Consider the following 23,499-nt stretch of genomic DNA (forward strand, 5'->3'; position numbering starts at 1 on the left):
AACCGGGCAGCGTGCGGCGACGGTGACGGATTAGTGCGTTCTCCCACCGCGTTGCAATACGCCGTCTGACGCCACCGTGGATGAAGCCCGGTCACGCGGCCGGCGGATGGGCCAGGAAATCGGCGATCGCCGCCACGAACTTGTCGCCGTAGGCCTCGCGCTTGCGCTCGCCGACCCCGTGGACCGTGCGCAGAGCCCAGAGGTCGACGGGCTTCTGGCGGGCCATCTCGATCAGCGTTCGATCGGGGAAGACCATGAAGGCCGCGATGCCCTCGGCCCGGGCCAGCGTGGCGCGCAGGCCGCGCAGGTGCTGGAACAGCGCCTCGTCGGCCTCCGAGAGGGCGATCTCGCCGTCCTCGCGGGATGCAGGCCGGCGTCGCTCGCGGGATTCGGCCTTCGGCTCCGGATCCGGGCGGAGCTGGACCGGCTCCCGGCCGAACAGGATCGCCTCGCCCTTCTCGGTCATGGACAGGCCGCCGAAGCCGTCGGCGTTCTCGGCGATCGCTCCGGCCGCGAAGAGCTGGCGCAAGATCGCCCGCCACGCGGCCACCGGCTTGTCGGCGCCGACCCCGAAGGTCTTGAGGCTCGCGTGGCCGTTGCGGCGGATCTGCTCGCTCTCCTTCCCGTGGACCACGTCGCAGATATAGGCCGCGCCGAAGCGCTGGCCGGTGCGCACGACGGCCGAGAGGATCTTCTGCGCCGAGACCGTCCCGTCCACGAGGGTGACGCCGCCGCGGCACAGGTCGCAGCGGCCGCAAGGGCCGCTCGCCTCGCCGAAATAGGCGAGCAGCGACTGGCGGCGGCAGGTGGCGCCCTCGCACAGGGTGATCATCGCCTCGAGCTTGCGCCGCTCGACCCGGCGGCGCTCGTCGGAGATCTCCTTCTCGTCGATCTGGCGGCGGCGCAGCGCCATGTCGTCGAGGCCGTAGAGGGTCAGCGTGTCGGCGGGCAGCCCGTCGCGGCCGGCGCGGCCGATCTCCTGGTAGTAGCCCTCGACGTTGTTGGGCATGTCGGCGTGGCAGACGAAGCGCACGTCGGGCTTGTTGATGCCCATGCCGAAGGCGATGGTGGCGGTCATCACCACCCCGTCCTCCTGCAGGAACCGGTCCTGGTTGCGCATGCGCGTGCCCTGGTCGAGGCCGGCATGGTAGGGCAGGGCGTCGAACCCGTCCTTCTTGAGGGTCTCGGCCAGTTGCTCGACGCGCTTGCGCGAGGAGCAGTAGATGATCCCGCTCTCCGCCCGCCGGTGCTTCAGGAACCGCTCGATCTGCCGGGCCGGGTTGTCCTTGGGCTGGAAGGTCAGCCGGATGTTCGGCCGGTCGAAGGAGTGGACGAAGATCTTCGGGGGCCGGTCCTGCGGGAACAGCCGCTCGGCGATCTCCGCGCGGGTCGCGGCATCGGCGGTGGCGGTGAGCGCCAGGGTCTGGATGTTGCCCAGCGCCACCCGGGCCCGGGCGATCTCCCGGTACTCGGGCCGGAAATCGTGGCCCCATTGCGAGACGCAATGCGCCTCGTCCACCGCGAGCCGCCGGACCCCGGCCCCGCGCAGGGCTTCGATGCAGCCCTCCATCAGCAGGCGCTCGGGGGACACGAACAGGAGACGGAGGTCGCCCGAGCGCAGGGACCGCCAGGTCTCGCGGGACTCCGTCTCCGCCACCGTCGAGTTGAGGGTGGCGGCCTCGATGCCGACGCTCTTCATCTGCTGCACCTGATCGTGCATCAGCGCGATCAGCGGCGAGACCACGACGGTCAGACCGGGCTCGACCAGGGCGGGGAGCTGGTAGGTCATCGACTTGCCGGAGCCGGTGGGCATCACGGCGAACACGTCGGCGCCGTCCAGCACCGCGCCGATCACCTCGTCCTGCCCGGGCCGGAAATCCTCGTAGCCGAAGGTCTTCTTGAGCGCGGCGCGGGCCTCGTCGAGGCGGGTCATCGGGATCCTTGATCGGGGTTCTGGCCGCCCTTGCGGCAGGGGTGTGTAGACACTGGCCTCCGTGCGTCTACACGGGGGCTGCCATGCCGCTCAACATCCGCAGCGAAGAGGTGAATCAGCGCGCCGAGAAGCTGGCATCGCGGACGGGCGTGAGCAAGACCGAGGCGGTGCGACCCGCGCTCAAGAACGGACTGGCGCGGCAGAACGCGGAGCGCGAGACTTTCCTGGAGCCGGTCAAGCCGATCCAGGACAGGTTGGCATCCAACCCGTCGACGGGCCTCAAGGCGGATGAGGCCTTCTACGACAGCCTGAACGACGCGTGATGTTCGTCGACGCGTCCGCCAGCATGGCGATCGTCGCCGGCGAGCCGGGACATTCTGCGCTGATGGATCGGTTGCGCGACAGTCCCGTGCGGCTCACGAGCGGCGTTGCCGTGTATGAGGCGGTGCTCGCCATCACCCGGCTCCAGGCCGTCCCGCCCGAAGTCGCCGAAGAGATCGTGGACGATTTTCTGGCCGCCACAGGCGTCACGCGGGTCCCGATCGCCGAAGCGGAGACGCGCCTCGCCCTCGCGGCCCACGCCCGCCACGGCAAGGGCCGCCACCCGGCGCGCCTGAATCTCGGCGACTGCTTCGCCTGTGCCTGCGCGCGGATGCACGGCGTGCCGCTGCTCTACGTCGGCGACGCCTTTCCGCAGACCGACATCCGCTCCGCCCTGGCCTGACGCCTCAGCCGCCGTGGAACTCGGCCACGTGCTGGGCCACGATCGCGTCGAAGGATTCATCCGCCCGGAAGCCCAGAGCCAGGGCCGCCTCCGGCTCGAAGGCCTCCGGCCAGGAGCCGACGATCCGCGCGATGGTCGCGTCCGGCGCGCGCCGGATCAGCGCCACGGCCTTGTCGCCCGCCGCGCGGCGCAGGGCCTCGATCTCCTCGGCGACCGTGGCGGAGACGCCCGGCATGGTCAGGCTGATCCGGGGCCCGATCGCCGCGAGGTCGAGCCCGGCGGCGTGGACGAGGAAGCCGACCGCCGCGGCGGGGCTGGCGAACCAGTGCCGCACCGTGTCGGGCACCGGCAGGATCGCCTCCTGGCCGGCCAGCGGCTCGCGGATGATGCCGGAGAAGAAGCCCGAGGCAGCCTTGTTGGGCTTGCCCGGCCGCACGCAGATGGTCGGCAGGCGCAGACCGATCCCGTCGAGGAAGCCGCGGCGCGCGTAGTCGGCGAGCATCAGCTCGCCCATGGCCTTCTGCACCCCGTACGAGGAGGCTGGGCGCAGGATGTGGTCGTCCGGGATCACCTTGGGGAAGGGCGGCCCGAACACCGCGAGGGAGGAGGTGAAGACGAGCTTCGGACGGTAGCCGTCCGCCGCGTTGGCCGCCCGGATCGCGTCGAGGAGCAGGCGGGTGCCGTCGAGATTGACCCGATAGCCGAGTTCCAGGTTGGCCTCGGCCTCGCCGGAGACCACCGCGGCGAGGTGGAAGATCACCCCCGGCCGCCCGGCGATGGCGGCCTCGGCGGCACCCGGGGCCGTCAGGTCGGCGGCCTCGGCCCGCACCGGGCCGGAGAAGCCTTCCGGCGCCGCGGGCGGAACCACGTCGAGCAGGGTGAGGGCGCTGAGCGTCTGCCCGCCGACCTGGCCGTCCTTCACCAGGGCGTCCACGAGGCGGCGGCCGATCATGCCGGCGGCACCGAGAATCAGGGCGTGCATGGGAAACCTCTCGTCGGAGTATGCGGCCTCAGGCCATCATGTCGAGGGCGCGGCCGAAGAAGTCCGGGCCGCCGAAATTGCCGGATTTGAGGGCGAGCAGCATCGGCTCCGGTCGCCCTGCGGTCCGCAGCACCGGCACGCCCGCGGCGATCTCCGGCCCGAGCAGGAAGGCGGTGAGGCCCAGCCGGTCGACCACCGACCCCGAGGTTTCGCCGCCGGCGACCACGAGCCGGCGCACGCCGCGGGCGACGAGGCCCTCGGCGATGGCGGCCAGCGCCGCCTCGATGGCGTGGCCGGCCGCGTCGACCCCGTGTTCGGCCTGGAGGGCGCGCACCGCCTCGGGGGGCGCCGAGGACGCGATCAGCACCGGGCCTGCGGCGAGCCGTTCCGCCGCGAAGGCCAGGGCCTCGGCCACCACGTCGGCGCCGGCGAGCAGCCGGGCCGGGTCGAGGCGCATCACCGGCATGATCTTCTCCGCTGCGGCGACCTGCTGGAGGGTCGCCTGCGAGCAGCTGCCGGCGAGGCAGGCAGCGGCCCCGCCCACCGGCTCGCCCACGGCGGCCCCGGCGGCATCCTGCGTGCCGCGCCCGTCGGCCACCAGCGCCCGGGCGAGCCCGAGCCCGAGGCCGGACGCCCCCACGGAGAATTTCTCGGCGATGATCGCCCGCCCGAGGGTTTCGAGGTCGCTGTCGAAGATCGCGTCCGCGATGGCGGCGCCCTTGCCCTCGGCCGCCAGGGCCTGGAGGCGGGCCGCCACGGCCTCCGCACCCCGGGCCACCGTGGCGGTGTCGATCAATCCGACCGGGCTGGCGCTCTGGCGCCCCAGCACGCGCACGAGGTTGGCGTCGCGCATGGGGTTGAGCGGATGGTCCTTCAGAGGACTCTCGTTCAGCGGCACGGATCCGACGAACAGGTTGCCCTGGTAGACGCTGCGCCCGGTCTCCGGGAACGCCGGGGTCACGAGCGCGATGGCCGCGCCGGCCTCGGCCCGCAGGGCGTCCATCACCGGGCCGATATTGCCCGCATCCGTCGAATCGAAGGTCGAGCAGACCTTGAACATCACGTGGGCCGCGCCCCGGGCCCGCAGCCAGGCTTCCGCCTCGCGGGAGCGGGCCACGGCCTGGCCGGCCGGGATCGAGCGGCTTTTCAGCGCCACCACCACCGCGTCGGCCTCCGGCAGGGCGCGGCCCTCCTCAGGCACCCCGATGGTCTGGATCGTGCGCAGGCCCGCCTTGGTCAGGGTGTTGGCGAGGTCCGAGGCGCCCGTATAGTCGTCGGCGACGCATCCCAGCGCGAGGCTCATCGGGCGCTCCCCTTGTAGGCGGCGAGCCAGCCGAGGCCCGCGACGGTGTCGGCGGCCGGGATGTACTCGCAGCCGACGAAGCCGCGGTAGCCGAGCCGGTCCAGCTCGTCGAACAGGAAGAAGTCGTTCATCTCGCCGGTTCCGGGCTCGTGGCGCTCGGGCACGCTCGCCGTCTGGACGTGGCCGATGATCGGCATCAGGGCGCGCAGCCGCATGGTCACGTCGCCGTGCAGGATCTGGCAATGGTAGAGGTCGAACTGCAGCTTCAGGTTCGGCAAAGCCAGCTCACGGATCAGGTCCGCGGCGCGGCCGAAATCGTTGAGGAAGTAGCCCGGCATGTTCCGGCCGTTGATCGGCTCCAGGACGAGGTCGAGGCCGGCGTGGGCGAGCCGCTCGGCCGTCCAGGTCACGGCCCGACGGTAGGATTCGGCGGCCTTGGGATCGTCCCAGGGGGCGAGGCCCGCCATGAGGTGAAGCCGGCCCACGCCGGTCGCCTCGGCGTAGCGGAGCGCCGTGTCGACACCCGCCTTCAGCTCGTCGAACCGCTCGGGGAAGGCGGCGATCCCGCGCTCGCCCCCGGCGAAGTCGCCCGGCGGCAGGTTGAACAGCGCCTGGGTCAGGCCGTTCGCCCGGAGCCGCGCGCCGATGGCCTCGGGCGGATGCTCGTAGGGGAACAGGAACTCCACGGCGTCGAACCCGGCGCGGGCCGCAGCCTCGAACCGGTCGAGGAACGGCACCTCGTTGAACATCAGGCTGAGGTTGGCGGCAAAGCGCGGCATTCTTTTGGGACTCCCTGCCCGATCCTTAGAAACGCGACGATCCGCTCAGCGGACCACGATCCAACCCAATCCCCGCATCCTGAGGTGCCGGAGCGCAGCGGAGGCCGCGAAGGCGGCCCGCTGGCGCGGGCACCTCAGGATGAGGAAGCGGGTGGGATCAGGCCTCCTCAGGCCGTCCCCGGCAGCTTCGCCCCCGAGACCTGCGCGTAGAGCCGCGCCACGGAGGCGTCGTCGTCGCGGCCCATGCCGGCGCCGGACGCCATCAGGAACATTTGGAGCGCTGCGGCCGCCACCGGGACCGGATACTTCTCCGCCCGGGCCATGTCCTGCACGATGCCGAGATCCTTGACGAAGATGTCGACCGCGCTCTTCGGGCTGTAATCCGCGTCTAGGATGTGGGGCACCCGGTTCTCGAACATCCAGGAATTGCCGGCCGACTTGGTGATCACCTCGTAGACGCGCCGGAGATCGAGCCCCTGCTTGGCCGCGAAGGCCATCGCCTCGCAGGCGGCGGCGATATGCACCCCGGCCAGCAGCTGGTTGATCATCTTGAAGGCCGCGCCCTGGCCGGCCGCGTCGCCGAGCTCGTAGAGCGTGCCCGCCATGGCATCGAGGGCGGGCCGCGCCTTGGCGAAGGCCGCCGCCGAGCCCGAGGCCAGGAAGGTCAGGCCGCCCTCGGCCGCGCGGGCGGCGCCGCCGCTCATCGGGGCGTCGAGATAGTGGCGGCCGGTGGCCTCCAGCCGGGCGGCGAGCGCGCGCGCGACGGCCGGATCCATGGTGGCGGAGGAGACGAACACCGCGCCCTCCGGCATCGCGGCGGCAGCCCCGTTCTCGCCGAACAGCACCGCCTCGGTCTGGGCGGCGTTGACCACCACGCTCACCACCACGTCGGCATCCCGGGCCGCCTCCGCGGGATTCGCGGCGCCCCGGCCGCCGGCCGCCGCGAAGCGCGCCACCGCCTCCGGGTTCACGTCGCAAGCGGCAACCGAGAAGCCCGCCCGCAGGAGCGAGCCGGCCATGCCGGAGCCCATGGAGCCCAGGCCGATCACCGCGGCGCGGTGTGTTGCTTTGGTCATCGGGGGCGGCTCCTGCATGGACTGGGAAGGGGGTTCGTTACGTCGCGTAGGGTGCATCCGGAGCCGCGCGTCTCCCTCCCCCCTCTGCGGGGGAGGGTGGCCCCCGAAGGGGGTCGGGAGAGGGGAGCGACGGTGCAGAAGGGAGCGTCAGCCTCCGTGAAGGTCGCACCCTTTCCTGAAACCGGGTTCCCCTCTCCCGACCCCTGCTGACGCAGGGGCCACCCTCCCCCGCAGAGGGGGGAGGGAGACCGGCGCGCTCGGCTCGAAGCCTCAGCGGTTGACCATCCGGGCCGGCGTGACGAACACGCAGACCGAGCCGACCACCAGCATCGCGGCGAGCGCGTACATGCCGGCGGCGGTGCTGCCGGTGGCGTCGCGCAGCGCCCCGATCACGTAGGGGCTGACGAAGCCGGCAAGATTGCCCACCGAGTTGATCAGGGCGATGCCGGCCGCCGCGCCGGCGCCGCTGAGGAACGCCGTGGGCAACGACCAGAACAGGGGCGAGCAGGTCAGCACGCCGGCCGCCGCCACCGAGAGGGCCGCCACCGCGATGGTGGTCGAGCCCGCGCTCGCCGAGACCACGAAGCCGACGGCGCCGAGCAGGGCCGGGACGATCAGGTGCCAGCGGCGCTCGCGCATCCGGTCGGCGCTGAGCCCGAACAGGACCATCACGATGGCCGCGCACAGGAACGGGATCGCGCTGATCAGGCCGATGTTGAGATTGCCCTGCACGCCCGACGCCTTGACGATCGTGGGCATCCAGAAGGTGAGGCCGTACTGCCCGGTCACGAAGGCGAAGTAGATGAGGCTCATGAACCACACGCGGCCGTTGCGGAACACGGTGGCGATGGAGTGCGGGCTCGATTCCTTGCCCCGGTTGTCGGCGGCGATGTCGCGCTCCAGGAGCTCCTTCTCGGCGTCGCTCAGCCACTTCGCCTCGGCCGGGCGGTTGTCGAGGTAGAAGAACACGGCGAGTCCGATGAGCACCGCCGGCACCGCCTCGATCAGGAACATCCACTGCCAGCCGGACAGGCCCTGGGCGCCGTTGAACGCGTCCATGATCCAGCCGGAGAGCGGGTTGCCGAAGATCCCCGAGATCGGGATCGCCGCCATGAACACCGCGATCACCTTGGCGCGGCGATGGGCCGGGAACCACGACGTCGTGTAGAGGATCACGCCCGGATAGAAGCCGGCCTCGGCCAGCCCGAGCAGGAAGCGCATCCCGTAGAAGCTCCACTCGGAGTTCACGAACAGGAACGCGCCGGAGATGATTCCCCAGGTGATCATGATCCGGGCGATCCACACCCGCGCGCCGACCCGGTGCAGGATCACGTTCGAGGGCACCTCGAACAGGAAGTAGCCGAGGAAGAAGATCCCGGCACCGAGGCCATAGACCGTCTCGGAGAACTTCAGCTCCTGGGACATCTGGAGCTTGGCGAAGCCGACATTCACCCGGTCGAGATACGCCACCACGTAGCAGAGCATCAGGAACGGCACGAGGCGCCAGAACACCTTCGCGTAGGTGCGGTCGGCGAAGGACTTTTCGTCCGCGGGCGCGGTGGCGCCCCCCAGCGGAGCGGCTTGGACCGGCATGGCGTTCTCCCTCGCCCATACGCTCGCGCGGATGGGCGGATCATGGTCTTCACCGCTCGTCGGGCGGCGCTGGGGCGGTGCCATATCGCCTTTTGGCAGCGCTGCCAATCCGGTTGTGCGACATAATGCAGGCCGCTATGTCAGGGGCCGGATCGCTGAGGACGGTCTTCCCAATTGCACCCTCATCCCGCGGTGGCGCAGCGCAGCGGAGGCCTCGAAGGAGCCCTCCAGGGAGCGCCGCGCCCTCTAAGGACCTTCTCCTTCGGGGCCCGGTCGCGCGGGCATCGCGCGATGAGGGTGCGGATGGGCGATGCGACGGACGTCATCAGAGACCGCGCCGGGAGAAGCGGGGCCATGGACGAATTCCAGCCGCCGGGGCGGCTCGTGACGCTCACCGACGTGGCCCGTGAGGCCGGGGTCGGCGAGAGCACGGTCTCGCGGGTCCTGCGCAACCACGGCTCCTATTCCAAGCGCGCCGGCGCGCGGGTGGCGGAGGCGGTGGCCCGGCTCGGCTACGTGCCGAACCGCCTCGCCGGCAGCCTCGCCGGCCAGGGGGCGAGCGCGCGGCTCGTGGGCGTCGTCATCCCGTCGCTCGCCAACGTGGTCTTCCCCGACCTGCTGCGCGGCCTGACATCGGCGCTCGACGCCGAGGGCATCCCCTGCGTGATCGGGGTGAGCGAGTACGATCCGGACCGGGAGGAGGCGCTGGCCGCCGCGCTCCTGTCGTGGCGGCCGGCGGCGCTGCTGCTCACCGGGCTGGAGCACAATCCCGGGACGGTGGCCCTCGCCAGGGCCGGGGGCGTGCGCGTCGTCGAGATGATCGACACGGATGGCGACGGGATCGACACGGTGGTCGGGTTCTCCAACCGGGCCGTGGGGGCGGCGAGCGCCCGTCACCTCGTCGCGCGGGGCTACCGCCGCATCGCCTATCTCGGCCACGACTTGCGCATAGACGTGCGGGCGGGCAAGCGGCTGGCCGGGTTCGAGGAAGCCCTGGCGGAGGCCGGGCTGGCGCTCCAGGCCCAGGAGATCCGGTCGGGGCCGTCCTCGCCGGCCTCGGGGCGGGCGGGGCTGGAGGCGCTGCTGGCGCGCCACCCGGATCTCGATGCCGTCTACTTCTCCAACGACGACATGGCGCTCGGCGGCTACTTCGCCTGCCTGGCGGCGGGGCTCGCGGTCCCGGGGCGTATCGCGCTGTTCGGCTTCAACGGGCTCGACTTCGCGGCGGCGATGCCCCAGCCCCTCTCGACGGTGCGCACGCCGCGCCTGGAGATCGGCCGGCGGGCCGCCGCGTGCCTGACCGATCAGAGTCCAAAGAAAATCGATCTCGGGTTCGAGCTGATCGAGGGAGCGACCGCATGAGCGACGAGAGCCGGCTGCGCGAAGACATCTGCCGCTACGGCCGCTCGCTGTTCGAGCGCGGCCTGACGCCGGGCTCGTCCGGCAACATCTCGCTGCGCCTGCCCGACGGCGGCTGGCTGGTGACGCCAACCAACGCGTCCCTCGGCTTCCTCGACCCGGCGCGGATCTCCCGGCTGGACCAGCAGGGGCGCCTCGTCTCGGGCGACAAGCCCACCAAGGAGATCCCGCTGCACGGCGCGCTCTACGAGAGCCGCAGCGAAGCGAAGGCGATCGTCCACCTGCACTCCACCCACGCGGTGGCGGTCTCGATGCTGCCGGAGATCGACCCGCGTCAGGTCCTGCCGCCGCTGACGCCCTATTACCTGATGCGCACCGGCGGCACGGCGCTGGTGCCCTATTACCGACCCGGCGACCCGGCGGTCGCGGACGCGATCCGGGGGCTCGCCGGCCGGTACAGTTCGGTGCTGCTCGCCAATCACGGCCCGGTGGTGGCCGGGGACAGCCTGGAGGGCGCGGTCTTCGCCACCGAGGAGCTTGAGGAGACCGCCAAGCTCTACCTGCTGCTCCGCAACCTCAACCCGCGGCAGCTGAGCCCCGGGCAGGTGGCCGATCTGGTGAGCCATTTCGGCCTGACCCTGCCGGAGCCGGAGGACCATGCCGGGCACGATCACGGGTGAGGGGGGCCCTCAGCGGTCTGTGCGAAGGCGCAACGCGCCCACTCTCCCATGCGGGAGAGGGTCGGGGTGAGGGATCGGGTCTTTCCGGTGAGGTCGCACCCCTCACCCTGTCCCTCTCCCGCACGGGCGAGGGGACCCGCGCTCCGTTCAGATGGCGATTGTCCGCGGGGAAGGCTCCGCCTCACCCCTCGATCTTCGCGAACTCCGCCACCTCCCGCGTCGCGGCGCGCAGGGCGTTGAGCAGAGCCAAGCGGTTCTCGCGGAGCTTCGGATCGGGCGCGTTGACAGTGACGTCCTGGAAGAAGGCGTCCACCGGCGCGCGGAGCGTGGAGAGCGCCTGCATGGCCCCGGCGAAATCCTCGCGGGCGACCGCCGCCGAGGCGGTCTCCCGGGCCTTCGCCAGCGCCTCGGCCAGCGCCCGCTCGGCCGGCTCGCCCGCGGCGGCGAGGGCGGCGTCGGGGGGGGCATCGTAGGCGCGGCCGTCCTTCTTTTCCTCGATGCGCAGGATGTTGGCCGCGCGCTTGTAGCCGGCCAGCAGGTTCTTCCCGTCCTCGGTGTCGAGGAACTGTCCGAGCGCCTCGACGCGGCGCACGACCATCAGCAGGTCGTCCTGGCCGGGCAGGGCGAAGACGGCGTCGATGAGGTCGTGGCGGGCGCCCTGGTCGCGGAGGTAGACCTTGAGGCGGTCCGCGAAGAAGCCGAGGAGATCCCCGGCATCCGCACCGGCCCGCCCGGCGAGGCCGCGATCCGCCGCGCCGACCTGCTCGAGAAGGCGCAGGCGCAAGCCGCGGTCGAGGATCAGCCGGATCACGCCCAGAGCCGCCCGGCGCAGGGCGAACGGGTCCTTGCTCCCCGTGGGCTTCTCGTCGATCGCCCAGAACCCCACCAGCGTGTCGAGCTTGTCGGCGAGCGCCACCGCGATGGAGACCGGATCGCTCGGCACCCGGTCGGAGGGGCCGAGCGGCTTGTAATGCTCCTCGATGGCCGCGCAGACGCTGTCGTGCTCGCCCTGGAGCGCCGCGTATTTGCGGCCCATCAGGCCCTGGAGCTCGGGGAACTCGCCGACCATCTCGGTGACGAGGTCGGCCTTGGCGAGACGGGCGGCGCGCTCGGCGAGCGCCGGATCGGCCCCGACCAGAGTCGCGAGGTCCTTCGCCAGCGCGGCGATGCGGGCGATCCGCTCGCCCTGCGTGCCGAGCTTCTCGTGGAAGACGATGCTGTCGAGCTTCGGCAGCCGATCCTCCAAGCGGATCGCCTTGTCGGTCTCCCAGAAAAACTTCGCGTCCGACAGGCGCGCCCGGACCACCCGCTCGTTGCCGGCTGTGATCGCCCGGCCGCCGTCGCTGGCGACGAGGTTCGAGACCAGGATGAACGCCGGCGCCAGATCCTCCGACCCGCCCTTGCGCAGGACGAAGCACTTCTGGTTCGCCCGGATGGTCGCCCGGATCGCCTCGGCGGGGATGTCGAGGAAGGCCTCGTCGAAGGAGCCCATCAGCACCACCGGCCATTCCACGAGGCCCGACACCTCCTCCAGCAGCCCCTCGTCCTCGACGAGGTCGAGGCCGCGGGCGAAGGCGAGGTCGCGGGCGTCGTGCAGGATCACGTCCTTGCGCCGGTCGGCGTCGAGGATGACCTTCGCCCGCTCCAGGGCCTGGATGTAGTCGTCGAACCGGCGCACCTCGATCGCCTCCGGGGCGAGGAAGCGGTGGCCGTAGGTCACCGTGCCGGCCGCGATCCCGCCGACCGCGAACGGCACGACCTCGGGGCTCTCGGTCTCCGGCCCGAAGGTCGCGACGATCGATTGCAGCGGGCGCACCCAGCGGAGGGACCCCGGCTCCGCCGAGGCCGCGCCCCAGCGCATGGATTTCGGCCAGGGGAAGTTCTTGACGATCTCGGGCAGGAGCTCGGCCAGGACGTCCAGCGTCTCGCGGCCGGGCCGCTCGATCACCGCAAGGTAGAATTCGCCCTTCTTGGGATCGGTGACGGTCGTGGCCTGATCGAGGCTCGTCAGTCCCGCGCCCTTCAGGAAGCCCTGGACGGCCGCCTCGGGGGCGCCGACCCGCGGGCCGCGGCGCTCCTCACGCACGGCCTCGCCCCGGGCGGGGAGGCCGGCGATGTGCAGCGCCAGCCGGCGCGGCGTCGAGAACGCCTTGGCGCCCTCGTACAGGAAACCGCGCGCCACCAGGGCGTCGGTGACGAGCTTTTTCAGATCCTCCGCCGCGCGCCGCTGCATGCGGGCGGGGATCTCTTCCGAGCGGAGTTCGAGCAGGAGGTCGGGCATGGCGCGGCCATATCGCCGCGCCGCACCCCTGTCGAGGGTCGACGGCCCAGGCTCAGCGCGCCTCGCCCTTGAGGATGGTCGTGAGCTGCCACTTGCGGTCGCCGATCGCGTGGGCGTCGGAGACCTTCCAGCCGCCATCCTCGCGCACGAGGTCGTAGACGATCGCCTTCGAGCCGTCGCCGCCCTTGCGCTCCACCGTGACCTTCGCTTGGTCCTTGCCCTCGGTGGCCTCCTTGAAGGTCAGGTTCTTCACCGTGTCGGGCTTCAGGGGCTCGCCGTTGAGGCGGTAGTCGAAGTCGAGGTTGCCGGTGGCACCGTTGGCCTGCTTCGCGTCGGCGTCGAACAGGCCCTGCAGGCGCTTCGAGTACACGGAGGAGTGATTCGGGTGCGGCTCGGCGTAGAGCTTCTTGACCGTGGCCTCAGGCCCGGGATCGGCCGCCAGCGCGGGGGCGAGGCCGAATCCGAGGAGGCTGAGGGCGAGGATCGTCTTCTTCATCACGAGGTTCCCGCGTCTGCGGACGCGCCGGAGCGCGCCGGTTGGCGGGGGTTGCAACGCGCGAAGGCTCAAGGGGCTCCGCCGGCCGCGGTCTTCAGCCACGCGGCCCCGCAGGCCTTGGCGAGTTCCCGCACCCGCAGGATGTAGCTCTGGCGCTCCGTCACCGAGATCACGCCGCGCGCATCGAGGAGGTTGAAGACGTGGCTGGCCTTGATGCACTGGTCGTAGGCCGGCTGCGCCATCCGGTGGCGCTCGCCCTCCGCGGCGGGCGCGCCCGCCGCGAGGTAGGACCGGCAGGCCGCCTCCGCGTCGGTGAACTGGCGGAACAGCATCGTCGTGTCGGCGGATTCGAAATTGTGGCGGGAATATTCCTGCTCGGCCTGCAGGAACACGTCCCCGTAGGTGATCCGGTCCGCACCCTCGGCGCCGTTGAAGTCGAGGTCGTAGACGTTCTCGACGCCCTGGACGTACATGGCGAGCCGCTCCAGCCCGTAGGTCAGCTCGCCCGCCACCGGCGCGCACTCGAAGCCCGCGACCTGCTGGAAATAGGTGAACTGGCTGACCTCCATCCCGTCGCACCAGCATTCCCAGCCCAGGCCCCAGGCGCCGAGCGTCGGGCTCTCCCAATCGTCCTCGACGAAGCGGATGTCGTGGAGCTTGAGGTCGACGCCGATGGCCGCGAGCGAGGCGAGGTAAAGCTCCTGCAGGTTCGGCGGGTTCGGCTTCAGGATCACCTGGAACTGGTAATAGTGCTGGAGCCGGTTGGGGTTCTCGCCGTAGCGGCCGTCCTTGGGCCGGCGCGACGGCTGGACATAGGCCGCCTTCCAGGGTTTCGGGCCGAGCGCCCGCAGGGTCGTGGCCGGATGGAAGGTGCCGGCGCCGACCTCCATGTCGTAGGGCTGGAGGATCACGCAGCCCTGCGCCGCCCAGAATTCCTGAAGCGTCAGGATCAGACCCTGGAAGGATTTCTTTTGGGACATGGGTGTCGGAGGCTCGGGCTCGCGCGGCGGCTCGGGCCGCTGGCGGGCCGGTTTAGGTGCGGGCGGGCAGGGGTGCAAGGCGCAGGGTGTCGGGTGAAGGCGATCGGGTGACGGGTCTTCGGCGCCGGCGGCCCGGGTTGCCTGTCCGGGCCGGATGAGGTCCGATCCGTCCGGACCAGCGGAGAGAATCATGGACAGCAGCCTCGCGATCCGCCGGATCGGCGCCGGCGACCGGGATGCTTGGCTGCCGCTCTGGCGGGGCTACCAGGTTTTCTACAAGGTCGACCTGTCGGACGCCGTCACGGAGACGACCTGGCGGCGCCTCAACGACCCGGCCGAGCCGGTCGACGGAGCCCTGGCGTGGCGCGGCACGGAGGCGGTGGGCCTCGTCCACCACATCCGCCACCGCTCGGCCTGGACGGTCGGGGATTACTGCTACCTCCAGGATCTGTTCGTGGCGGACGGCGCCCGGGGTCTCGGGATCGGGCGGCGGCTGATCGAGCACGTCTGCGAGGCCGCGAAAGCCGCCGGCTGCTCCCGCGTCCACTGGCTGACGCACGAGACCAACACCGACGCGATGCAGCTCTACGACCGGATCGCCGAGAAATCCGGCTTCGTTCAGTACCGCAAGATCCTCTGAGGGCCCGCGCCCCAGGTGCGGCGGGACACGCAAGCGTGGCGGTTTTTGGGCAATACCGGGAACCGCCAAGCCAACGGCCAAGTTATCGCTGCAACAGGGGATCTCGGCACCTCAGCGCTGCCGAACGCAATACGACGGACCACTCGTCATGTTCAATGCTCGCACCCGCAACACCTTCGGCCGCAAGAACATCGCCGTCTTCGCCGCGCTCGCCATCTCGTCGCTGGCCGCGACGCCCGTCGTGATGAGCGCCAGCCGCGCGCTCGCCACCTCCGAGGACCAGCCGGTGGCCGCGACCCTGCGGGTCGAGCCGGTGGACGTCGCGCCCGTGGCGGTGGCGCCGAAGTCCGAGGGGACCTGCCTGCGCAAGGTGCGGGTCGTCTACAGCGGCTACGGCCAGCCGGCGGACGGCTGCGCCGCCCATTGAGGAGCCGCACCCCGGTCGGGCACGGCTCCAGGCCCCTGGTTCGACGCACTCTCCTACGCCGGACGGGATCCCACTTCGGCGGAGAGCGTCCTAGCCATGGGCCGGCGCGGTCCCGGCCAGACGCTTGAGATGGAGCTCTTCCAGATCGATCTCCGTTTCCAGCTGACGCAGCACCGAGCTGTGGACCCGGTTCTGCCGGTGCAGGTCGATCAGCGCCGACCGGCCTGACCGCACGGCGAGCAGCGCGGCGGCGAAGTGCTCGTTCTTCTCGGCTTCGAGCGCCGTCCGCTCGTCCCGGTCCCGCGAAGAGGCCCGGACCCGGCGACGATACTCCTCCACGAGGCGCGGGTGCTGCAGCGCCCCGGTCTCGGGGAACACCAATCCCTCCAGGGCGGCGAGTCCCGCCTCGTTGACGACGACGCGGGCCATGGGCGCGTCGAGATGGCCGTCGGGCAGGTGCGCCACGGGATCGAGGCGGAGCCGGCGGATCAGCGGCCCCAGGGTCGTGCCCTGCACCAGCACGGTGAACAGGATCACCACGAAGGCCGCGACCAGGATGGCGTCGCGGCCGGGGAAGTCCACCGGCAGCGCCAGGGCCGCCGCGAGGGTCACGACCCCGCGCATCCCGGCCCATCCCACGATCAGCGGCACGGCCGGGTTCGGGGAGGGTTCCCGCGCGCGCAACCGCGGCGACAGGAGCCGCCGCAGGTAGACGGCGGGAAACACCCAGAGCAGGCGGGCGACGACGCAGGTGGCGGTGACGGCGAGCGCCAGGGGCAGCCCCGCCGAGAGCGAGCCGTACTCGCCGCCGGTCCGGGCCAGCACGCCGCGCAGCGCCAGGCCGATCAGCACGAAGACCAGAGCCTCCAGCACGAACACCACGAATGCCCACACCGCCACGGAATGGCGGCGGGCATGGGCGTCGAAGGTCTCGTGCTCCCGGCCGCCCATCATCAGGCCGCAGGCCACCACGGCGAGGACGCCGGAGGCGTGGACCTCCTCGGCCGCGAGGTAGGCGACATAGGCGGCGAGGAAGCTCAGCACCGTGATGGCGTTGGCGTCGTGCAGCCGCCGCATCCCGGCGTTCACCGCCAGCCCGCAGGCGAGCCCGACCGCGACGCCCGCCACCGCGAGCCACGCGAAGCTGCCGGCCGCCGCCCAGGCGCTGAAGCTCCCCGTCAGCGCGGCCGCCACGGCGAAGCGGTAGAGCACGAGGCCCGAGGCGTCGTTGACGAGGCTCTCGCCCTCCAGGACCGTGATCATCCGGCGGGGCAGGGCGACCCGGGCCAGCACCGCCTTGGCGGCGACCGCGTCCGGCGGCGAGACGATGGCGCCCAGGGCGAAACAGGCGGCCCAGGGCAGGGCCGGCACCACCGCGTGGGCGACGAGCCCGACGATCAGGGTCGTGAACAGGACCGCCCCGAGCGAGAGCGACAGGATCGGGCCGAGGCTCGCCCGGAAGTCGCGCCAGACGGTGAAGTAGGCGGATTCGAGCAGGAGCGGCGGCAGGAACAGGACCATGATCAGGTCCGGGTCGAGCGTGAAGGCCGGCAGGCCCGGCACCACCGCCAGCGCCATGCCGCCGATGACCAGGGCCGCGGCCGGCGGGAAGCCCAGGCGCCCGGCCGCCAGCGACAGCAGCAGGGCCGCGCCGAGGAGGCCGAGGATCAGCTCGAACAGGGCGACGGAGGTCATCGATGAATCGGGCTCGGCGCTGGATCGGCGGGAAGCGCGGCCGTTCTACGCAGATTTCAATCGTCGGTGGAATACCAGTGCAGACGTACCAGACCGAACTCCGCCGTCCATCGCCAATCGGTCGTCTGCGCGATCAGCCGCCCTGCGCGGCCTCCCGATCCAGCGTGGATGTTTTTTCGCAGATGGCGCATCGCTCGCTCCCGCGATCCTCGGGAGCCTGTGGGAGGCCGGCCTGCGGTTCATGACGCGATCGAACGCATCCGTGTCCGCGCCTCGACCACGTTCGGCGAGACAGCTGCCGCTCTCGTCGCCGAAAGCTTCTCGGCCACCGCCGACGCGACGGATGGGTTCAGCGTCGTTCAGCCGTCCCGGGCGGTCCGTCGCGTCGGCGCGAATCCGGCCGCCGGCCGTATCCTACAGCGCCCCCTCCCGCACCGCGCCCGGATCGGCGAGCGCGTGGAGGATGCGCGCGGCGCTGTGGGCGAAGCGGAGCGTCACGGCCTTGCGCCGGGCGCCGCTCAGCGGGTGCTCGGGCGCCGCACGCAGGATCCCGGCCCCGTAGGCATCCGCGACGATCAGGCCGCATTCCTCCGGGATCAGGGATTCGGGCACGTCCTCGGGGATCGCGAAGAAGAACCGGTCGCAGAAGTCGCGGTAATCCGGCCATTTCCGGTCCGCGCGGAAATCCGCCACGCTCGACTTGATCTCCACGATGGTGAGCTTCCCGGCGCCGCACAGGGCGATCACGTCGGCGCGGCGGCCGTTGACGAGGGAGAATTCCGGCAGGGTGACGCAGCCCATCTCGGAGAACAGCCGCCGCACGCCGCGCTGGATGCGCAGCGCCGTCGGCGACTGCCGCCGGTCGGGCGGCAGGAGCGCCTCGGCCACCGGGGGCGGAGAAGCGGAATCGGAAACGCCGATGGAAGCGGACATCAATCTCGGGGAATGCGCCTGTGCCGAATCGGGACATCCTGCCAATCCGGGCGCCGTCCGTCACCTGCGGCGCGGCATCGCCCCGGGGCAATCATCCAAGGCGGTCATCCGAGGCAGGCCCGGATCGCGTCGAACCCGTCGGTGAGCGCGGCCGGGCCGGGCTGCAGGATCAGCGGCGACTTGATCTCGTGGATGCGCCCGTCGCGCACGGCCGGGATCGCCGCCCAGCCGGGTCGGGACCGGATGCGGTCGACATTGACCCGCTTGCCGCACCACGAGGCGAGGATCACGTCGGGCGCGGCTTCGATCACCTGTTCGGGCGTGACGATCCGGTCCTGCGCGGCCGGCTGCCGGCTCAAGGCCGGGAACACGTCCCGGCCGCCCGCGAGGCCGATCAGATCCGAGACCCAGCCGATGCCGGAGATCATCGGCGCGTCCCATTCCTCGAAGTAGACGCGCAGGGTCGGCCGGTCCCGCACCGTCGCGGCGGCCTCCGCCAGCCGCGCCTCGAAGCCGGCCGCCAAAGCCTCGGCCCGTTCCGGCAGACCGACGAGGGCGCCGAGGGTGCGGACCATGGCAAGGCAGCCCGCCACGTCGCGCTGGTTGAACAGGTGCACCGCCACGCCGGCCCGGGCGAGGTCGGCGACGATGCCGGCCTGGAGGTCCGAGAAGGCCAGGACGAGGTCCGGCGCCAGCGCCAGGATCTTCGGGATGTCCGCGCTGGTGAAGGCCGAGACCCGGGGCTTCTCCTTCCGGACCCGGGGCGGGCGCACCGCGTAGCCCGAGACGCCGACGATCCGGTCCTCCGCGCCCAGCAGGTACAGAGTCTCGACGGTCTCCTCGGTGAGGCAGACGATCCGCTCGGGCGGGAAGCGCCGCATCAGCGATGGAACCACGTGAGCAGCCCGGCCCCGGGGGCCAGCAGCACGAAGGCCCAGACCAGGGCGGAGGCGACGTTGGCCAGCTGGAACGGCAGCCGCGCCAAGCCGAGGATGCCGGCGAAGAGCGGTACCAGGGCCCGGGCCGGCCCGAAGAACCGCCCCAGCGCCACCGCGGCGATGCCCCAGCGCCCGATGAAGGCCTCGGCCTTGGCCATGAGCTCGGGGTAGCGCCGCAGCGGCCACTTGGTCTTGGCCCCCGGCCCGAGCCAGCGCCCGGCCTCGTAGGAGATCCAGTCGCCGAGCGCGGCGCCCACCGCCGCGGCGATCACCACCGGCCAGAACGGGATGTCGGCGCCGCCGACGAGGGCGCCGATGCCGACCAGGATCACGGTCGCCGGCACGAACAGCGACAGGACCGCGATCGATTCGCAGAAGGCGAGGCCGCCGGCGATGAACGGCGTCCAGGCCTTGTGCGCCTCCACGAAGGCGAGGGTCGTGGTGCGCAGCGCTTCGATGTCCATGGGGCTCTGAACGGGGCTCGGCGGGTGGGAGGAGGGTCGGTCCCATCTGAGGCGCGCGGGGGAGGGCGGCAAGGGATAGGGGTGCAGGCGGCGCGGGAACCGGCTAACCGTAGCGGGACAACGAGCGAGTCCCGCGTTGAACGTCCTGTCGATCCAGTCCCATGTCGCCTACGGCCATGTCGGCAACGCCTCGGCGGTGTTTCCGATGCAGCGGCTCGGGGTCGAGGTCTGGCCCGTGCATACGGTGCAGTTCTCCAACCACACCGGTTACGGCGCGTGGCGCGGCCCCGTCTTCGACGCGGCGATGATCCGCGAGGTGGTGCGCGGCATCGGCGAGCGCGGCGTGCTCTCGACCTGCGACGCGGTGCTGTCGGGCTACATGGGGTCGGCCGAGATCGGCGCCGCGATCCTGGAGGCGGTGGACGCCGTGCGGGCGGCGAACCCCCGAGCGCTCTACTGCTGCGACCCGGTGATCGGCGACGTCGAGGAGGGCGTCTACGTGCGGCCCGGCATCGAGGCGTTCCTGCGCGAGCGCGCGGTCCCGGCCGCCGACATCCTCACCCCCAACCAGTTCGAACTCGGCCTCCTCACCGGCCTGCCGAGCCGCACCCTGGCGGAGGCCGGAGCCGCGATCGCGGCGCTCCAGGCGCGGGGGCCGCGGGTGGTCCTGGTCACCTCGGCGCTCTGCGCCGACACGCCCGCCGACAGCATCGACCTGCTCGCGGGCGCGGAGGGGCGGGTGTTCCGGGTCCGCACCCCGCGGCTCGCCATCGCGGTGAACGGGGCGGGAGACTGCATCGCGGCCCTGTTCCTGGTGCACTATGCCCGGACCGGCTCGGCCGAGGCGGCGCTCGGCGCGGCGGCGGCCTCGATCTACGGGCTGCTCAAGCGCACCGCCGAGGCAGGATCGCGGGAGATCCTGACGGTGGCCGCGCAGGAGGAATACGTGAACCCGAGCGCGCGGTTTCCGGTCGAGGCGGTGTGAGCGCGCTGCCATCGCGCGATCGATCTGCCGCATCGGCCCGGGCACCCGCGCGCTGTGCGCCGCGCCCCATGCCCACATCGCGCACCGCCCGCGTCGAAGCCTGTCCAAGCACCGTAGCCGCCGCTACGCCCAGCGACGCAGCATCAACCTTAAGGTAATTGCTGGGGAAAATTCAATCTTAACGAGAAGAACACGTAGTGCCAGCCGGCACGCGCATGTCAGAATCCACAGATACGGTTCTTCGTCGATGGCCGCTCGCCCGTGCTCAGACTTCAAACGCAGATCAGCGAAACGATCATCGTCCCAGATCTCAACAAAGCTGCGGAAAAACTGCGCGACCGTGCCCCTCTGACGCTCGCCTGCGCCGGGGCGCTGCTCATGATGATCGGTCCTGTCCGGGCCTACGACGAGGGCGACTGCGTCCGGCAGGAGACCGTCCCGGTCACCGTCGAGGAAGCTTACGGAACGTGGTCCGAGATGGACGCGGCCCGCAAGCGGGCCCTGGACCGCACCAACCAAGTGGCGATCGGCCAAGTGATCGGCTTCGAAGTCAAGTCGTCGCGCGAGAACCGCGCGGAGATCGTGAACAGCGACGCCGAACAGCGCTTCAAGCAATTCGAGCAGACCAATCTCGCCGGGTTCGTGCGGGTCAAGGTCCTCGAAGAGACCCGCAAGGAGGCGGATGCCGGTGGCTCCCTCTCGCTCAAGTCCGAGGTTACGGTCTGCGTGCCGAAATCGCAGGCCGTGAAGAAGGAGGAGCAGGAGCGTGCGGATCGGCGCCTGCGGCCGCCGAAGCCGGTCGATCCGACGAGCGCGGCTTGGTTCGATCCCGTCACGGGGCAACCGCGGGTCTGGTACTGGCGCGAAGGGCTGACGTACGAGTTCTTCGACAATTCCGGATTTCATCCGAGGACCGGCGACAAGCTGCTGATCGTCGACCGAAAGGTCGTGACCGAGTGGCGGCAGAGCGTCGAGCGGGCGAAGCGGGAAGCCGTGGAGCGTGCCCAACGGGATGCGGCCCAGCGGGAGGTCGAGGCCCAGCGCCAGGCGAGGATCGCGCGGGCGGGCGATCTGTGCGACCAGGCGGCGGCCGGCCTGTACGATCCCGATCGCCCGAAGGCGCTGCCCGGTGTCCCGTGGGATGTCCTGAAAGGGGCGGGGACCGACGCGATCGAGGCCTGCGAGATCGCCGTTCGGCAATACCCGGAGGAGCGGCGCTACCGCTACCAACTCGCTCGGGCGTACCAGACGTCCGATCCGAAACGGGCGCTACCGCTGCTGCAGGTGCTGATGCGGCAGAACTACCGCGCAGCCTATGACAATTTCGGATGGGCTCTCTTGGATACCCGCGTCGGCCGCAACGATCTGGCGGGGGCCATCGCGAGCTTCCGGCAGGGCGCCACTCTCGGCGATCCGGACGCGATGGTCAGCCTCGCGACGATGATTTCGAAGGGTCGCGTCGAGGGATCCGGGCCGGATGACGCGTATCGGCTCTTCAAGCGTGCGGCATCGATGGGACACCGCGAAGCGGCCGACGCGGTCGAACGCTTGATGGAAGGCCAGCGCCAGGCCGAGCAGCAACGCCTTCAGAACGAGCAGGCGGCGCGGGCCTTCATGGGAATTGTCGGCGGTGCCCTCGGCGGCATCGGCCGGCGCTGATTGGGAGAAACCGGATGACCGCGATCTGCCGCCAGGCCTTCGGTCTGGCCACCCTGTTGCTCGCCGGCCTGAATGGAGCCGCCGCTCAGTCGCCCGAGCCGGCCGGGTCCGCGGAAGCGGCGGCGGCGCTCAACGGCGGCGCCCATCTCACCGCGGGCGCGCGGCCCGCCTCGGTCGAGACGTGCTGGGCGGACTGGAAGGCGAAGGAGAAGCTCGAGGACGGCAAGAACGAGAAGAAGAACGGCTACTTCGTCTACGTCGCCCACGAGCAGGCGGCGGTCGCCGAGCCGCCGGGCTCCCGCAATTGGCTCGTCGGTCGCAATGCGGCCTTCACCTACGCGGAGATCAGCGCGCGAAAGGCCCTCGCGGAGTCGATGCGCTCGACGATGCGGTCGAGCCGGTCAGCGGCCGTCCAGATGTTCGGCGGGAGCGACGCACCGCCGTCCCTGCGGCCTGTCGTCGAGCAATTGTCGATCGTCGACAAGTCGCGCGTCCTCGCGGACAAGGCCCTCGATGCCGAGATCAAGAAATTCGATCCGCAATGGTCGGGCGGGACCGCGGCGCAGCAGCGCGCGGCGATCGCCACGCAGCAATTGCGGATCGACCAGAGCATCGAGAGCAGGGCGGAGATGTTCGCCTCCGGTGCGTTCACCGTTGTTCAGTGCGAGGGGCCGAGCGTGGAGGATGCAGGCAAGTACCACGTCCTGACAGGTCTGATCTGGTCGCCGAAGCTCGCCGGCATCGCGGAGACCATCTGGAACACGACGTTGACCCTGCAGCGTGAAGCCCCTCAGCCGCCGATCCGCCAGCAATTCGAGGCGATCAAGGCCGGGAACCCGGATTGGCTCGCCTACACGATGGGTGCCCGCGTCTTCACGGACGAGAACGGCGAACGCGTGGTGGTCGGCTTCGGCGTCGCCCCGCAGACCAACCTGATGCCCGCCGACCGAAGCCGTGCCAGCTTGGCGGCCATGGCGGCCATTCAGCAATTCGTCAGCGAGCGGGTCGTGGCGAACAGGATCGGCAAGGACGCCTACGAGTCACGCGGCATGAGCGACGGCTCGGTGCAGAGCTTCAATCTCGGAACCTATAACGAGGCTGTCAGGGCCCAGGCCGCGGATCTCCAGCTGAAAGGCGCCGCCGAGATCCTGTCGTGGCGGGGGGAGCATCCCTGGTCGAAGGCGAAGATGCAGGTCGTGGCCGTCGCCTGGAGCCAGCGCTGGGCGAAGGATGCCGACGCCGTCGGTCGGGCCATGGGCGCGGCAGAGCAGCGCATGACGCAGCAGGGCGGCCTTCCCCGGGCGTCCGCCACAGCCGACGAGGGCGATGGCGGCGCGCCGGCCGCCGCGCCCGTGCGGGCGGGCGCCGCTGCGACGACATCGGATTTCTAAGTCGCCGACGACGGCGGTAATCCGCGCGGACGACCGCCGGACCGGCGGTCCGTCCGCTGTCACCGAGGAGTTGATCGCTTGCACGACGGTGACGCGACCACGCGTGTCCCGGCCGCGGGCGGCCGCGTGATCTCCGCGGCACGGCCGCCGTCGCATCGCGTGACCTCAGCTGGACCGTCGG

The 23,499-nt window shown here is 71.1% G+C and carries 22 protein-coding genes; 9 read left to right on the plus strand and 13 right to left on the minus strand.

What is annotated here, in order from left to right:
• Nucleotides 1–91: 91 nt before the first annotated feature.
• The gene (gene recQ / locus GGQ91_RS24600) at nt 92–1,933 is read right to left on the minus strand and encodes a DNA helicase RecQ (RefSeq protein WP_043347801.1); all 1,842 of its coding nucleotides are present in this window, start codon (nt 1,931–1,933) and stop codon (nt 92–94) included.
• 83 nt (nt 1,934–2,016) lie between these two features.
• Between recQ and GGQ91_RS24605 the strand changes: the two genes are divergently transcribed.
• Nucleotides 2,017–2,256 carry a type II toxin-antitoxin system VapB family antitoxin gene (locus GGQ91_RS24605; protein WP_182593049.1) on the plus strand — a complete coding sequence of 80 codons (240 nt, stop codon included), beginning with the start codon at nt 2,017–2,019 and terminating at the stop codon, nt 2,254–2,256.
• Entirely contained in the window at nt 2,256–2,657 is a 402-nt protein-coding gene (locus GGQ91_RS24610) for a type II toxin-antitoxin system VapC family toxin (RefSeq protein WP_182593050.1), read from the plus strand. Before GGQ91_RS24605 ends, GGQ91_RS24610 begins: the two co-directional genes overlap by 1 nt.
• A gap of 4 nt (nt 2,658–2,661) precedes the next feature.
• Here the strand turns inward: GGQ91_RS24610 and denD are convergent, their stop codons facing one another.
• From denD to GGQ91_RS24635, 5 genes are all read right to left on the minus strand, one after another.
• Complete coding sequence (gene denD, locus GGQ91_RS24615; RefSeq protein ID WP_043383522.1) at nt 2,662–3,639, minus strand: D-erythronate dehydrogenase; 978 nt, start codon at nt 3,637–3,639, stop codon at nt 2,662–2,664.
• 28 nt (nt 3,640–3,667) lie between these two features.
• The gene (otnK, locus tag GGQ91_RS24620; RefSeq protein ID WP_182593051.1) at nt 3,668–4,942 is read right to left on the minus strand and encodes a 3-oxo-tetronate kinase; all 1,275 of its coding nucleotides are present in this window, start codon (nt 4,940–4,942) and stop codon (nt 3,668–3,670) included.
• The gene (gene otnI / locus GGQ91_RS24625) at nt 4,939–5,721 is read right to left on the minus strand and encodes a 2-oxo-tetronate isomerase (protein WP_043756211.1); all 783 of its coding nucleotides are present in this window, start codon (nt 5,719–5,721) and stop codon (nt 4,939–4,941) included. The genes otnK and otnI overlap by 4 nt, the downstream gene beginning before the upstream one ends.
• A gap of 167 nt (nt 5,722–5,888) precedes the next feature.
• Nucleotides 5,889–6,797 (minus strand): L-threonate dehydrogenase, encoded by a 909-nt coding sequence (gene ltnD / locus GGQ91_RS24630; RefSeq protein WP_043383555.1) that lies wholly within the window; start codon nt 6,795–6,797, stop codon nt 5,889–5,891.
• A 270-nt stretch (nt 6,798–7,067) separates the two neighbouring features.
• Nucleotides 7,068–8,390, minus strand: coding sequence for an MFS transporter (locus GGQ91_RS24635; RefSeq protein ID WP_043389484.1), 1,323 nt, complete (start codon nt 8,388–8,390; stop codon nt 7,068–7,070).
• A 354-nt stretch (nt 8,391–8,744) separates the two neighbouring features.
• Between GGQ91_RS24635 and GGQ91_RS24640 the strand changes: the two genes are divergently transcribed.
• Nucleotides 8,745–9,752: a LacI family DNA-binding transcriptional regulator gene (locus GGQ91_RS24640; protein ID WP_043347788.1), complete on the plus strand. Its 1,008-nt coding sequence runs from the start codon at nt 8,745–8,747 to the stop codon at nt 9,750–9,752.
• Complete coding sequence (gene otnC, locus GGQ91_RS24645; RefSeq protein WP_182593052.1) at nt 9,749–10,429, plus strand: 3-oxo-tetronate 4-phosphate decarboxylase; 681 nt, start codon at nt 9,749–9,751, stop codon at nt 10,427–10,429. The genes GGQ91_RS24640 and otnC overlap by 4 nt, the downstream gene beginning before the upstream one ends.
• Nucleotides 10,430–10,610: 181 nt before the next feature.
• Here otnC and glyS read toward each other — a convergent pair whose 3' ends face one another.
• From glyS to GGQ91_RS24660, 3 genes are all read right to left on the minus strand, one after another.
• A complete protein-coding gene (gene glyS / locus GGQ91_RS24650; RefSeq protein ID WP_182593053.1) occupies nt 10,611–12,710 on the minus strand; it encodes a glycine--tRNA ligase subunit beta in 2,100 nt (699 codons plus the stop codon).
• 52 nt (nt 12,711–12,762) lie between these two features.
• A complete protein-coding gene (locus GGQ91_RS24655; protein WP_043347783.1) occupies nt 12,763–13,206 on the minus strand; it encodes a DUF3828 domain-containing protein in 444 nt (147 codons plus the stop codon).
• 68 nt (nt 13,207–13,274) lie between these two features.
• The gene (locus tag GGQ91_RS24660; protein WP_043347781.1) at nt 13,275–14,186 is read right to left on the minus strand and encodes a glycine--tRNA ligase subunit alpha; all 912 of its coding nucleotides are present in this window, start codon (nt 14,184–14,186) and stop codon (nt 13,275–13,277) included.
• A gap of 190 nt (nt 14,187–14,376) precedes the next feature.
• Between GGQ91_RS24660 and GGQ91_RS24665 the strand changes: the two genes are divergently transcribed.
• Nucleotides 14,377–14,826 carry a GNAT family N-acetyltransferase gene (locus GGQ91_RS24665; RefSeq protein ID WP_182593054.1) on the plus strand — a complete coding sequence of 150 codons (450 nt, stop codon included), beginning with the start codon at nt 14,377–14,379 and terminating at the stop codon, nt 14,824–14,826.
• Between the two features lie 148 nt (nt 14,827–14,974).
• On the plus strand, nt 14,975–15,253 hold the full coding sequence (locus GGQ91_RS24670; RefSeq protein WP_051044690.1) for a hypothetical protein: 279 nt from the start codon (nt 14,975–14,977) through the stop codon (nt 15,251–15,253).
• A 90-nt stretch (nt 15,254–15,343) separates the two neighbouring features.
• Here the strand turns inward: GGQ91_RS24670 and GGQ91_RS24675 are convergent, their stop codons facing one another.
• The 4 genes from GGQ91_RS24675 to GGQ91_RS24690 form a co-directional block, all read right to left on the minus strand.
• Nucleotides 15,344–16,948, minus strand: coding sequence for a Na+/H+ antiporter (locus tag GGQ91_RS24675; RefSeq protein ID WP_043389493.1), 1,605 nt, complete (start codon nt 16,946–16,948; stop codon nt 15,344–15,346).
• A 414-nt stretch (nt 16,949–17,362) separates the two neighbouring features.
• Nucleotides 17,363–17,881, minus strand: a complete 519-nt coding sequence (locus GGQ91_RS24680) for an MmcB family DNA repair protein (RefSeq protein ID WP_052083561.1) — start codon at nt 17,879–17,881, stop codon at nt 17,363–17,365.
• A gap of 104 nt (nt 17,882–17,985) precedes the next feature.
• Nucleotides 17,986–18,762 carry a cobalamin-binding protein gene (locus GGQ91_RS24685; protein WP_053609198.1) on the minus strand — a complete coding sequence of 259 codons (777 nt, stop codon included), beginning with the start codon at nt 18,760–18,762 and terminating at the stop codon, nt 17,986–17,988.
• A complete protein-coding gene (locus tag GGQ91_RS24690) occupies nt 18,762–19,283 on the minus strand; it encodes a DedA family protein (protein WP_043347771.1) in 522 nt (173 codons plus the stop codon). The genes GGQ91_RS24685 and GGQ91_RS24690 overlap by 1 nt, the downstream gene beginning before the upstream one ends.
• A gap of 136 nt (nt 19,284–19,419) precedes the next feature.
• Between GGQ91_RS24690 and pdxY the strand changes: the two genes are divergently transcribed.
• The 3 genes from pdxY to GGQ91_RS24705 all read left to right on the plus strand — a co-directional run bounded on the left by pdxY (nt 19,420) and on the right by GGQ91_RS24705 (nt 23,318).
• The gene (gene pdxY / locus GGQ91_RS24695) at nt 19,420–20,268 is read left to right on the plus strand and encodes a pyridoxal kinase PdxY (protein WP_043756227.1); all 849 of its coding nucleotides are present in this window, start codon (nt 19,420–19,422) and stop codon (nt 20,266–20,268) included.
• 261 nt (nt 20,269–20,529) lie between these two features.
• On the plus strand, nt 20,530–21,927 hold the full coding sequence (locus GGQ91_RS24700) for a tetratricopeptide repeat protein (protein WP_182593055.1): 1,398 nt from the start codon (nt 20,530–20,532) through the stop codon (nt 21,925–21,927).
• 14 nt (nt 21,928–21,941) lie between these two features.
• Nucleotides 21,942–23,318: a hypothetical protein gene (locus GGQ91_RS24705; RefSeq protein ID WP_182593056.1), complete on the plus strand. Its 1,377-nt coding sequence runs from the start codon at nt 21,942–21,944 to the stop codon at nt 23,316–23,318.
• Nucleotides 23,319–23,499 lie beyond the last annotated feature (181 nt).

Source organism: Methylobacterium fujisawaense (genome assembly GCF_014138435.1).
GTDB lineage: Bacteria > Pseudomonadota > Alphaproteobacteria > Rhizobiales > Beijerinckiaceae > Methylobacterium > Methylobacterium fujisawaense.